Source organism: Gordonia jinghuaiqii (genome assembly GCF_014041935.1).
In the GTDB taxonomy this organism is placed as follows: Bacteria; Actinomycetota; Actinomycetes; order Mycobacteriales; family Mycobacteriaceae; genus Gordonia; species Gordonia jinghuaiqii.
The window spans coordinates 3,370,087-3,381,898 of record NZ_CP059491.1; the positions used below are offsets into that span (position 1 = coordinate 3,370,087).

An 11,812-nucleotide genomic window follows, 5' to 3' on the forward strand; every position below is an offset into this window, starting at 1 on the left:
TCGCCGTCGCCCGGACATCCCAACCCGGACAATCGGTGTCACGTTCCCAGTACCGGGCGTCGAGTGCGGACAGCAGAGCGGTGATGCGACGGTACTCCGTCGCGGCAAGGCGCATCAGGGTGGCCCTGTCCAGGGTCGAGCGCCTCGGCCTGGTGGCGGCATCGGCGGCAGAAGTGGTTCCGGACATGGTTCTTCCTCAGGTTGCAATGTGTGGTGGAACGCCGACATCGTCGGCGAACATGTCCACGGCGCGATCGAGCAGCCGAGCCCAGCGGTTGCCGCCGGGGTCATTGGCCTGCTGCGCGTCGATGAGGCCGCCGATGATCGCGGTGTACAGATCGACGTCCTCCCTGCCCTCGACTCCGACCCTGGCGAGATGACCGGTGGTCGATTCGAGTGCGTTCACGGCCGGGGCGTAGGCCTCCGGACTGGGTACGAAACCCGGGATGGTGCGTTGATTCATGAACTGGTGGCGCGCCAGTTTCGACCGTCGTAAGGCCCGTGTCAAGGGCTGTCTCTGATCTACCGGGCCCAATGACCCCGGGTATGTCTTCTCAGTGCCAGTGCGCGGCGTCGTTCACGAGGCGCACCACCGAGCCACCGTCGTCGAAGTACTCCGCGATCGACACCGACGCGAGGTCGAGGTGGAGTGAGAACAGCAGTTCGGGGCCGACCCGCAATGCATCGCGCAGCATCAGTTTGATGGGCGTGACATGGGAGACGAGTACGACTGTTTGCCCTGAATATCGTTCCAGTAGATCGTTTTTGGTGTCTGCGATCCGCTCGGCGACCTGGGCGAAACTCTCGCCGCCCGGTGCGGGCACGGTGATGTCGGACAGCCACTCGCGGTGGATCTGCGGGTCGAGTTCGGACGCCTCGGTGAAGGTCAGTCCCTCCCACCGGCCGAAGTCGTTCTCGATCAGTCCGGGGTGCTCGACGACGTCGACCCCGGTGAGTGCCGCCACCTCGTCGGCGGTGGCGCGAGCACGACTCAGCGGTGAGGTCACGATCGCCCCGATGCCGTCCTCACGCGCGACGCGTTCGGCAGCGGCGCGGGCCTGACGCAGTCCCTCCGCGGTGAGGTCAGGGTTTCCCCGACCGGAGTAGCGGCGTTCCACCGACAGCGGGGTCTGCCCGTGACGGAGGAGGATGAACCGGGTGGGTGCCCCACGCTGCCCCTGCCACGACGGGGCCTTCTTCGCGGTCCGGCCCGACGTCACCCGTCAGATCCCGGATTCGACGGTGCGCACGAGGATCGCGCCACACTCCTCGCAGCGGAGAACCTCATCGGAGCTCGCCGCGGCGATCGACGCGATCGTGCCGCGGTCGAGTTCCATCCGGCACGCACCGCAGCGTCGGGCGCGGAGCAGTCCGGCGCCGATCCGGCCGTTGGCGCGCTGTTTGTCGTACACGGCCAGCAGTGGCGGGTCGATCTCCGCCACGAGCGAGTCGCGCCGTTCCCGAACGCGCGACAGATCCTCGTCGATGACCTGGAGCGACTTGTCACGACGCGCGCGGGCGTCGGCGATCTTCTCCTCGAGATGGGACATGGTCGCGGCGGCGCGGCTGCGTTCGGATTCGACGGCCTCCTGCTGTTCCATCAGCGTCAGCATCTCGTCCTCGAGCACCGAGCGCCGGCGCCCGAGCCCGGCGAGCTCGTGCTGCAACTCCGACAGCGCCTTGGGCGCGAGCCCGCCGCCGGCCAGCAACGCCGAATCCTTGGCCTCCCGGTTGGCCATTCCCGTCACCTCGGAATCGATGCGACGGTACTCACGTCCGAGATCCTCCGCCGCGATCTCGGCGCGCACCAGATCGTCGCGGGCGGCGTCGATCGCGGTCTCGTGTTCGGCGATCTCGGCGTCCTCGGGCAACGTCTTGCGTCGATGCTCGAGTCGGTTGATCTCGGCATCGGAGTCCGCGAGATCGAGCAGCAGTCGCTGCACGGTGGCGTCGACTTTCATTGCGGTCTCCTGTCTCTGAAGTCCCCCTACCGTACGCGGGGGGCCGGGCTGTCCCGGCGGCGGCTCGGCGTTGTCCCGGGTCAGCCGAAACTGTGCAATCCGAAGGGATCGGTGGGTGGCTCGAACACCGCGACCGGCGTGCCGAGCTCACTGCGCAGCAGCGCCGCGACCTGGGCGCACCAGGGGAACTCGGTGGCCCAGTGGCCGGCGTCGATCAGCGCCGGAGCGCCGACGCGCAGACTCTCGTCGACGGGGTGATGTCGCAGATCGGCGGTCACATAGACATCGACGCCGAGGCCGCGCACGCGTTCGATCAGTGAGTCCCCCGCACCGCCGCACACCGCGACGGTCCGCACCGGCATGTCGGGATCACCGGCGGCGCGGATGCCCCACGGGTTGCCCAGCGCCCGTGCCACCGTCGCGGTGAACTCGCGCAGGGTCGTCGGCTCGGCGAGCGATCCGATCCGGCCCAGCCCGATGTCGCTGTCCATGTCGGCCAGTTCGAACACGTCGAAGGCCGGTTCCTCGTAGGGATGGGCGTTGCGCAGCGCCCGCAGCACCGACGCACGGATCGCGCGGTCGGCGACCATCTCCACCCGCGCCTCGTCGACGTGGGTGCGCATCCCGATCTCGCCGATCGTCGGCGACGCCGCCTCCTGGGCCTCGAACTGTCCGGTGCCGACGACCGTCCACGAGCAGTCGCGGTAGTCCCCGATCGATCCGGCGCCCGCGGCGAACATCGCCTCGCTCACCTGCTCGACGTTTCCCTCGGGCACCATGACGACCCACTTATCCAGAGGGGCAACGGGTTTGGGTTCGATCGGCGCCGTGTCGAGCACCCCGAGCCGCTCGGCGAGCGCATCGGAGACACCGGGGCGGGCACGGTCAGCGTTGGTGTGGGCGGACAGCAGCGCGATGCCGTTGCGGATCAGACGATGAACGATGCGGCCCTTCGCGGTGTCCGCGGCCAGCGAGGTCACCCCGCGCATCAGCAGCGGGTGGTGCGCAACCACCACCCCCACACCGGATTCGACCGCCGCGTCGACCACCGCGTCGGTCACGTCGACGCACACCAGGATGCCGCGCGCGGGCTCGCCGCGATCACCGCACACGAGACCGACCGCATCCCATGACTCGGCGAGCGCGGGCGGATACGCCCGTTCGACGACGCCGACGACATCTCCGACGGTGACCCCTGCCTCAGGGGTGGGTTCCGACTGCATTCCCGATCTCCTCTCGTACCTGCTCGATCGCGCGGGTGAGCGCCCGGACCTGCTCGATCGGACGGACCGCCAGGCGAAGGTGGGTGTCACCGAGTCCGACGAAGTTGGCGCAGCTGCGCACCGCGAAGCCATGGTCGACGAGTCGGCGTTTGACCTCCGTCGCGTGCGGCATCTCGACGAGCACGAACGGGGCAGCCGGCCGGGTCGCCGGAACCAGTCCGATCCGCGCCAACTCCTCGATCATCGCGGCGCGTTCGGCGGCCACCAGCCGCGCCTGCTCGACGCAGAAGCGGTGCCCCTGCTCACCCACGCAGGCGGTCAGCGCCGTCAGCGCGGGTGTCGACAACGCCCAGGGGCGTCGTCCGGCCCGAAGCCGCGCCAGCAGATCCGCCGGCCCCAGCAGGTATCCGGCCCGCAACCCGGCGAGACCGAAGGTCTTTGTCACACTGCGTATCACCAGAAGATCGGGCCAGTCGACAGATGCCAGCGACTCAGGTTCGATGACTCCGCGCGCATCGAGTGTGAGGTCGGCGAAGGCCTCGTCGACGACGATGATCCGGCCGGGACGGCGCAAGGCGTCGATCGCCTCCCGCGGATGCAGCACCGACGTCGGGTTGGTGGGGTTGCCCAGGATCACCAGATCGGCGTCTTCGGGCACGGTCGCGAGCGAATCCAGGTCACCTTCGCGCTCGGCACCCAACTGCCAGGGCGCACTCAGCGTCGTCTGTGTGATCGGCACACCCGCCGCCCGCAGGGCGATCTCGGGTTCGGTGAACGACGGCTGGATCAGCGCCGCGGAACCGACTCCCAGGCGGGGCAGCATCTCGAAACCGTCGGCGGCGCCCGACAGCAACAGCACCTCGTCGGCGCGCCGGGAGTGGGCAGCCGCGATCGCGTCGACGGCGCACTGCTCGTCGGCGGCGCTCGGGTAGCGGGCGAGGTCGGCCATCCCCGCGCGGATCGCGTCGAGCACGAACTCCGGTGGGGTGCCACGGACATTCACCGCGAAGTCGACGAGCCCCGGCGCGGCATCCTGGTCACCGTGACGTTCCGGGTCGGCGAGATCCGGCCCGCTCTGATGCACCCCCGTCTCACACACCCCGGCGTGATGCACTGCACGGAACCCAGCTGTCATGCCTTCCGACCTTACGTGCACGATGGTCGGGTGATGACGCCGCCAGATCCACGCCATCCCGAGACGGTTCTGCTCGTCGACCTCGACGGCACCGTCACCGACAGCTTCGACGGCATCGCCAACAGTTTCCGGCATGCACTCGCCGCCGTCGGGGCCCCCGAACCGGATCCGGACGTCGTCGCCGGCATCGTCGGACCGCCGATGATCGACACGCTGAACGCGTTGGGCCTCCCGCCCGAGGCCGCCGAGCAGGCGATGCGCGCATACCGGGAGCGCTACACCGACATCGGCTGGCGGGAGAACTCGGTATACGACGGTATGGCGGCGGTCCTGGCCGATCTGGCCGCGTCGGGACGCACCGTGGCGATCGCGACGTCGAAGAACCAGACCACCGCGCGCAAGATCCTTGACCACTTCGGACTCACCGAGCACTTCCGCTACATCGCCGGCGCCAGCGACGACGGCACCCGACGCCACAAGTCCGACGTCATCGCGCACGCGATCGCCGAGCTGGGTCTGCCCGTCGATCCGGACACCGGCCACGTCACCGTCCCGGTGGTGATGATCGGAGATCGCAGTCATGATGTCCACGGCGCAGCGGCATTCGGCATCTCGGCGATCCTCGTGAGATGGGGTTATTCTCTGGACGGGGAGGACCGGGACGCAGCCTGGGCGGTGGACTCCGTCGCCGAACTGCGCGACGTCCTGGGTGTGTGATCGGCACCGGACGTATAGGGTGACGGCTCAATCGACTTTGTTGAGGTAGCAGTGGCTGAGGAACTACACATCTGTTTCGTGTGCACCGGCAACATCTGTCGTTCGCCGATGGCGCAGAACATCTTCCGCACGGTGCTCGACGACGCCGGCCTGGGCGGCAAGGTACGCGTCTCGTCCTGCGGCACGAGCGGTTTCCACACCGGCGAGCCGGCCGACAACCGGGCGCGCACGGAGTTGCTCGCCCACGGCTACTCCGACGCCCATGTCGCCGCGGTTCTCGGACCCGAACACTTCGACGCCGACCTGTTCGTGGCGATGGACAACGGCCACGCGCGTGAGCTCGAACGCAAACGTCTCGGCGACCGGACCCGACTGCTGCGCTCGTTCGACCCGTCGGCCCCCGCCGACGACCTCGATCTCGCCGACCCGTATTACGGCAGCACCGAGGACTTCGTCGTGACCCGGGAGCAGATCGAGAGCTCGATGCCGGGGCTCGTCGACTGGGTTCGTGCCGAACTCGGCGTCGAGTGAACCCCGGCTTCTGAACCCCGGCGTCGGTCTCAGGGCGCCGGCGCCACCAGGTTGTGCACGAAGCGCATCTTGGTCAGGACCGGTCCCGGCAGCACGAACGGGTAGAGATCCTGGTGCCCCATCGACCTGTTGATCTGGTTGAGCGCCCACGCCAGCGGCAGCCACTCGCCGATGATGCGGTCGAAACCGACGTCACCGGGCGGCACGCTGTCGAGGGTCGTGCCCGACGGCGCCATCGCGAACGCCGCCGCGGTGTCGAGGGTGTCGCGGATGTGGAGGTAGTGCGCGAACGTCTCGGCAAAGTCCTCGGCCGGGTGCATGGTGGCGTATGACGACACGAAGCTCTGTTTCCAGCCCTCGGGTGCACCCTCCTTGTAGTGCCGGTCGAGCGCAGCCTGGTAGTCGTCGTCGGGATTACCGAAGAGTTCCTCGAAACCCGGCCGGTGATCGTCGTCGATCAGGACGAGCTGATAATAGTGACCGATCTCATGGCGGAAATGTCCCAGGACGGTGCGATACGGCTCGGCGAGCTCGACGCGCATCTGTTCGCGGTGGACGTGATCGCCTTCGGCCAGGTCAAGGGTGATCACGCCGTTCGCGTGACCGGTGATGACCGGCCCCTCCGCACTGGAGAGCAGGTCGAAGGCGAGGCCGGTCTGGGGATTCTCGTCACGGCCCTCGATCGGGAGTCCCAGTTCGTCGAGTTCGAGGATGAGGCGTCGTTTGGCGGTCTCGGTCTGCCCGAAGATCACCAGGGCCTCGGTGTCACCGTCGCCGGGACGGGTCCTGGTGAGGCGGCACGACTCGCACATGGTCGGCTTGCCGCTCCACTTCACCAGCCAGTTGCATTGCGCGACTTTGTTGTTCGCGCAGCGCTCGAGAAGGACGCCGTCGACCTCGGCCCGCCCCTTCTCGTCGAGGACATGGATCGACCGGGTCTGGAGCCAGAACCCGAGGGCACTCCGGCAGTTCAGGCAGAGGCTGTTCTCGAAGGAAAGACGCTGGCCGCACTTCAAACAGAGGAAGTCTCGCATTTCGATCACGCTACCCCGGCTCGGTAACCTGGGTGGCGTGCATGTTCTGCGAACGATCCTCCGTCCCGGGTGGATCGCCCTCGGTGTTGTGGTCGTCGCGTTCGCGGTGGCCTGCTTCACGCTGCTCGCCCCGTGGCAGCTGGGCAAGAACTCCGACACCGAACGCCGCAACGATCTGATCCGCACGGCGACATCGCTGGAGACCGAACCGCTGGCCGAGGTCGCTCCGGCCTCGACGTTCGACCCGTCGTCGGAGTGGCGCGAAATCGAGGTCACCGGCGCCTATCTCACCGAGCAGCAGGCGCTGGTCCGTCTGCGCAACGTCGGCCAGCGCCCGGCGGTCGAGGTGCTCACCCCGTTCGCCGTGGCCGGGTCGGACCGGGTGATCCTCGTCAACCGGGGCTTCGTGCGCCCCGAAGAAGGAGCCGTCCCCGACATCCCGGCACCGCCCGGCGGTGAACAGACCATCCGTGCACGCATCCGCGCCGCCGAGAGCGTCAGCGCCGACCGTGGCGCGCGCACCGAGAACGGCGCACTGACGGTGGCGACCATCAACCCAGGCCTCGTCGCCGCCGCGACGTCGGTCCCGATGGACGACTTCTACCTCCAGCTGTCACCCGACCAACCCGGCTCGCTCGGCGAGATCTCGCTGCCGCAGCTCGACACCGGCCCCTACCTGTCCTACGGCCTGCAGTGGCTCGCCTTCGGCGTCATGGCCCCGCTCGGCGTCCTCTACTTCCTCACCACCGAGATCCGCGCCCGCCGCCGCGCCGCGGCCGCCGCACGCGAGGCGGACGCCCAGCCCGTCGCCGCCGGCGCGGACACCGGCGGGTCCGAGGCAGACGCCGGCACCCCACGTTCGGCTCCCGTCCCGCCGACCGGCTCACGCGCACATCGGCGCCAGCACATGCGCGACGAACTACGCGCCGCCAGCCGCACCACCGTGACCCACCAGGTCGGACAGATCGGACACGGTCCCGACGCCGACGACGAATCGCGCGACGTCCGCGACAAACTCAGCCGGCGCTACGGCGGCTGAACCCGCTCATCTCGACGCCCGCTACCGCCCCGCACCTCGGCGGACGGCCCAACTGCGGAAGGCCCCACTGCGGAAGGCCCCACCGCGGAAGGCACCGACAGCGGCCGGCCACAGCACCGATCCCGCAACGCACGCGACCAGCGTCGCGCGCTGCACACGACGCGACAGGTCCACGGCCGCGCGCAGATCGGCAGGCCCCGGCGCGCGTCCCTCACCCAGAGTCGGTCGCAGTTCGACGCCGTGCGGATAGACCGTGCGGCCGCCGAGCTGCACACCGAGCGAACCGGCGAAACCGGCTTCGACGACCCCCGCATTGGGACTCGGGTGAGCTCCGCTGTCCCGGCGCCACGCCGTCACAGCACGCCGTGGGGCTCCGCCCACCAACACGATCAGCAAGCCGGCCAGTCGCGCCGGAACCAGATTCGCGACATCGTCGAGGCGAGCCGCGGCCCACCCGAAGTTGCGGTAACGCTCATTGCGATAACCGACCATCGCGTCCAAGGTGTTCACCGCGCGATAACCCAGGATGCCGGGGACACCGGCGACAGCGCCCCACACCAGCGGGCCGACCGTCGCGTCAGAAGTGTTCTCGGCGAGCGACTCCACCGCCGCGCGGCACAGACCGGCCTCGTCGAGCGACCGCGGATCACGTCCACACAGACTCGGGATCAACGCGCGCGCAGCCTCGACATCTCCACGCTCGAGCGCCCCCGCGACGTCATCGCCCACCCGGCACAACGAGGTGCCGCCCAGCGCGACCCACGTCGACGCGGCCGTCACCACGATCCTCACCGGAACCGACGCCCGCCGCCCCGGCCACCACGCGGCGAGCACCGTCGAACCGACCATCACACCCACCAGCCCGACGCCCGCCGACCGCGAATCGCGATACAGACGACGCTCCGCCGCGCTCGTCAACCGACCGAACCCGGCAACCGGATGCCCACGACGGGGATCACCGAACGCCTCATCGAGGCCGAACCCGAGAACCAACCCCGCAGTGGTCGCCAGACGAGCACGCCACAAACGGTCACCACCGAACAGAGCAGACACCGCGCGATGGTATCGGCCCGCCCGCCGTACCCACTCGGCCCGCTCGCTCCGCTCCCGGCGCCGTACCCACTCGGCCCGCTCGCTCCGCTCCCGGCGCCGTACCCATTCGGCCCGCTCGCTCCGCTCCCGGCGCCGTACCCTTTCGACCCGCATGCCAGACTTGGCCCCCGTGGCCAGGACAACCCCGCAGCCGAGACCCGGCCGGTACGAGATCGACACCGGCGTCGCCGAGCTCGCGCCCGACACCATCTCGGGCGGCTGGCTGCTGACGATCAACGGCGCGCACAGCTCCCACATCCACCCCGATGACCCCACCGCCCTCGACTTCGAATACCTGCGCCAGATGTCGGCCGTCATCGACGACAGGTATCCCGCCACCCAACGCCTACGGGTCCTTCATCTCGGTGGCGCGGCCTGCGCCCTCGCCCGCCACCTCGACCACCGGTATCCCGACGCCCGACAGGTGGCCGTCGAGATCGACGCCGAACTCGCCCGCCTCGTCCGCGAATGGTTCGACCTGCCACGTGCACCCAAGCTGCGGATTCGGGTGGGCGACGCCCGCGAGGTGGTGACGTCGCTGCAGCCGCGGACCCGCGACGTCGTGGTGCGCGACGCCTTCGCCGGCGACCGTACCCCCCGACATCTGACCACCCGTGAATTCACCGAGGCGGTGCGCGAAGTCCTCGAACCGGGCGGGCTGTATCTCGCCAACTGCGGCGACAGCCGCGACCTCGCCGGCGCCCGCGCCGAAGCCGCGACGATCGGCTCGGTCTTCTCCCACCTCATGCTGATCGCCGACGCCGCGATGTTCAAAGGTCGACGCACCGGCAACATCGTGATCGCAGCCAGCGACGCACCCCTCGACGCGTCGGCGACCCTCGTACGCACGCTGCTCAGCGACCCCCTGCCCGCCCAGGTTCTGTCGGGCGCCAAGGCGCGCGACTTCGCCCGCGGCCCCGCATTGTCCGACGACCCGGCATGACCGGCCGAACTCGACATACGAAGCCTGTCACCAGTCGATAGTGTGGATTCGTCTCCTCGTCGTGGCGCGGCGAGGCACCGACACCGACACCGACACCGACACCGAGGAAGCCGGGGATGACGTGACCGATCCATCGTCGCGAGCGGGCACAGTGCTGGGCCCCTATCGCATCGACAAGCTTCTCGGTCGCGGCGGTATGGGCGAGGTCTACGAGGCCTACGACACAGTCAAGGAGCGTCGTGTCGCGCTGAAGGTCTTGCCCCCACACCTGGTGCACGACAAGGACTTCCGCGAGCGGTTCGAGCGTGAGTCGAAGACCGCGGCCAAGCTGTCCGACCCGCACGTCATCCCGATCCACGACTGGGGCGAGTCCGACGGCGTCCTGTTCATCGACATGCGCCTGGTCGACGGCCAGGACCTGCGCAAACTCCTCAACTCGGGGCCGCTGCCCCCGGCCCGGGCCGTGCACATCCTCGGTCAGGTGGCGGCCGCGCTCGACGCCGCCCACCGCGACGGTCTCGTGCACCGTGACATCAAACCCGACAACATCCTCGTCGACGCCGACGACTTCGCCTATCTGGTCGACTTCGGCATCGCCCAGGGCACCACCGACAGCCGGCTCACCCAGGTGGGCACCGCCCTCGGCACGCTCGCCTACATGGCGCCCGAGCGGTTCGGCGACCAGCCGGCGGGACCGGGCTCCGACAACTACGCCCTCGCGTGTGTGCTCTACGAGTGCATCACCGGCCAACCTCCGTTCCCGTCGAAGACCGACCAGGGGCTGATGACCGCACACATCACCAAGGCGCCGCCGACGACGGGCGGAGCGCTCGACCCGGTGATCGCGAAGGGTCTCGCGAAAGACCCCGAACAGCGCTATCCGTCCGCGCGCGAACTCATCCGAGCCGCCTCCGCGGCTTTGTCGTCGCCTGCGCCGGCGACTCCACCCGCACCCCCGACCTCCGTGGCACCCTCCACCGTGCCCCCATCCCACGTGGCCCCGCCGACCTTTGCACCGCGGCCCCAGCAGGGCACACCGGGCACACCGGTGTCCTCGGACCGGCCGGTTGTCTCCCCTGGCACGCCGTCACCCGCCCGGGGATCCGGTCCGACCGGGGTGCCATCGGAACCGACGATGGTCCGCGGCATCAGTTCGGGTCCGACCATGCCCGGCCCGCAGTACTCCCCGAGCCCCGGCGGATTCGGTTCTCCGCCCGGCCATTCGGGCCCCCAGTCGTACTCGGGCCCCCAGTCGTACTCGGGCCCCCAGTCGTACTCGGGCCCCCAGTCGTACTCGGGCCCCCAGTCGTACTCGGGCCCCCAGTCCTTCTCGGGCCCCAACCAGTGGGGCGGGGTGCCGTCGGGCCCGCCGCGCAAGTCGAACACCGGACGCAACGTCGGCATCGCCGTCGGCGTGGGTGTGCTGGTGATCGCGTTGGCGGTGACCGGCATCGTGCTCGTCCTCTCCGGGTCCGGGGGTGACGACCCGGCCACCCCCAGCGGGTCGGTCAGCGCACTCCCGGCCGGCACCGTCGCCTGCGACTACACCGAACGTTCCCCGGTGGGCGGCATCACGCAGCCCGAACCCGCAGCGCAACAACCGAATACGGGCACAGTCGAGGCCGAGATCCCGATCGCCGGCCAGGGCACCATCGGCATGACACTCAATCGGGCCGAGGCTCCGTGCAATGTCGGCGCGATGGTGTCGCTGATCAGGTCGGGTTTCTACGACGGCAGCAAATGCCACCGCGCATCGGCGAAGTACCTGATCTGCGGCTCGTCGGGCGGTAAGGAGGGCACCAACCCGGGCTGGACCAGCCCCGACGAGCTGCCCGAAGACCTACCCTCGGCCGGGACGGACGACGACGGCATCCCACAGGTCACCTACCCGCGGGGCACCGTGGGCATCCTCGATCTCCCCGACGACGAGGGCGCCACCGGCTCGACCACGTTCTTCATGCTGGCCGACGACACCGAACTGCCGTTGACCTACGCGATCGTCGGCACGATGGACCCGTCCGGGCTCGCCGTTCTCGACAGGATCGTGGCGGGCGGATTCACCCCGAACGCACCCGGCGCGGCGTCGGGCCCGCCGAAGCAGAACCTGCTGATCCAGAAGGCAACCGTCAGCGGGTAG

12 protein-coding genes are annotated in these 11,812 nt (G+C 69.3%); 5 read left to right on the top strand and 7 right to left on the bottom strand.

Annotated elements, in window-relative coordinates; genetic code table 11:
• Positions 1–196 precede the first annotated feature (196 nt).
• The 5 genes from H1R19_RS14950 to cobC form a co-directional block, all read right to left on the bottom strand.
• A complete protein-coding gene (locus H1R19_RS14950) occupies positions 197–463 on the bottom strand; it encodes a hypothetical protein (protein WP_188327770.1) in 267 nt (88 codons plus the stop codon).
• 91 nt (positions 464–554) lie between these two features.
• Positions 555–1,220 (bottom strand): histidine phosphatase family protein, encoded by a 666-nt coding sequence (locus H1R19_RS14955; RefSeq protein ID WP_219849438.1) that lies wholly within the window; start codon positions 1,218–1,220, stop codon positions 555–557.
• Positions 1,221–1,223: 3 nt separating this feature from the next.
• Positions 1,224–1,961, bottom strand: coding sequence for a zinc ribbon domain-containing protein (locus H1R19_RS14960; protein ID WP_188327768.1), 738 nt, complete (start codon positions 1,959–1,961; stop codon positions 1,224–1,226).
• A gap of 80 nt (positions 1,962–2,041) precedes the next feature.
• Positions 2,042–3,184 carry a Nif3-like dinuclear metal center hexameric protein gene (locus H1R19_RS14965; RefSeq protein ID WP_188327767.1) on the bottom strand — a complete coding sequence of 381 codons (1,143 nt, stop codon included), beginning with the start codon at positions 3,182–3,184 and terminating at the stop codon, positions 2,042–2,044.
• Positions 3,162–4,319: an Rv2231c family histidinol phosphate aminotransferase CobC gene (gene cobC / locus H1R19_RS14970; RefSeq protein ID WP_219849439.1), complete on the bottom strand. Its 1,158-nt coding sequence runs from the start codon at positions 4,317–4,319 to the stop codon at positions 3,162–3,164. The genes H1R19_RS14965 and cobC overlap by 23 nt, the downstream gene beginning before the upstream one ends.
• Positions 4,320–4,352: 33 nt before the next feature.
• Here cobC and H1R19_RS14975 point away from each other — a divergent pair, with 33 nt between their 5' ends.
• Positions 4,353–5,036, top strand: coding sequence for an HAD hydrolase-like protein (locus tag H1R19_RS14975; protein WP_188327765.1), 684 nt, complete (start codon positions 4,353–4,355; stop codon positions 5,034–5,036).
• 51 nt (positions 5,037–5,087) lie between these two features.
• Positions 5,088–5,567, top strand: coding sequence for a low molecular weight protein-tyrosine-phosphatase (locus H1R19_RS14980; RefSeq protein ID WP_188327764.1), 480 nt, complete (start codon positions 5,088–5,090; stop codon positions 5,565–5,567).
• Positions 5,568–5,596: 29 nt separating this feature from the next.
• Here the strand turns inward: H1R19_RS14980 and H1R19_RS14985 are convergent, their stop codons facing one another.
• Complete coding sequence (locus H1R19_RS14985; protein ID WP_188327763.1) at positions 5,597–6,601, bottom strand: zinc-binding metallopeptidase family protein; 1,005 nt, start codon at positions 6,599–6,601, stop codon at positions 5,597–5,599.
• A gap of 37 nt (positions 6,602–6,638) precedes the next feature.
• Here H1R19_RS14985 and H1R19_RS14990 point away from each other — a divergent pair, with 37 nt between their 5' ends.
• Positions 6,639–7,640, top strand: a complete 1,002-nt coding sequence (locus tag H1R19_RS14990; protein WP_219849440.1) for an SURF1 family cytochrome oxidase biogenesis protein — start codon at positions 6,639–6,641, stop codon at positions 7,638–7,640.
• Positions 7,641–7,661: 21 nt separating this feature from the next.
• Here the strand turns inward: H1R19_RS14990 and H1R19_RS14995 are convergent, their stop codons facing one another.
• The gene (locus tag H1R19_RS14995; protein WP_372631443.1) at positions 7,662–8,693 is read right to left on the bottom strand and encodes a cobalamin biosynthesis protein; all 1,032 of its coding nucleotides are present in this window, start codon (positions 8,691–8,693) and stop codon (positions 7,662–7,664) included.
• A gap of 169 nt (positions 8,694–8,862) precedes the next feature.
• On the opposite strand from H1R19_RS14995, the gene H1R19_RS15000 reads away from it, so the two are divergent.
• Together H1R19_RS15000 and H1R19_RS15005 are read left to right on the top strand one after the other, a co-directional pair.
• A complete protein-coding gene (locus H1R19_RS15000; RefSeq protein ID WP_219849441.1) occupies positions 8,863–9,675 on the top strand; it encodes a spermidine synthase in 813 nt (270 codons plus the stop codon).
• A gap of 121 nt (positions 9,676–9,796) precedes the next feature.
• Positions 9,797–11,812 carry a protein kinase domain-containing protein gene (locus H1R19_RS15005; protein ID WP_219851705.1) on the top strand — a complete coding sequence of 672 codons (2,016 nt, stop codon included), beginning with the start codon at positions 9,797–9,799 and terminating at the stop codon, positions 11,810–11,812.

Bases quoted from the DNA above. Each gene is read 5' to 3' on its own strand.
- H1R19_RS14950 (WP_188327770.1), bottom strand. From the start codon at position 463: ATGAATCAACGCACCATCCCGGGTTTCGTACCCAGTCCGGAGGCCTAC.
- H1R19_RS14960 (WP_188327768.1), bottom strand. From the start codon at position 1,961: ATGAAAGTCGACGCCACCGTGCAGCGACTGCTGCTCGATCTCGCGGAC.
- H1R19_RS14965 (WP_188327767.1), bottom strand. From the start codon at position 3,184: ATGCAGTCGGAACCCACCCCTGAGGCAGGGGTCACCGTCGGAGATGTC.
- cobC (WP_219849439.1), bottom strand. From the start codon at position 4,319: ATGACAGCTGGGTTCCGTGCAGTGCATCACGCCGGGGTGTGTGAGACG.
- H1R19_RS14975 (WP_188327765.1), top strand. From the start codon at position 4,353: ATGACGCCGCCAGATCCACGCCATCCCGAGACGGTTCTGCTCGTCGAC.
- H1R19_RS14985 (WP_188327763.1), bottom strand. From the start codon at position 6,601: ATGCGAGACTTCCTCTGTTTGAAGTGCGGCCAGCGTCTTTCCTTCGAG.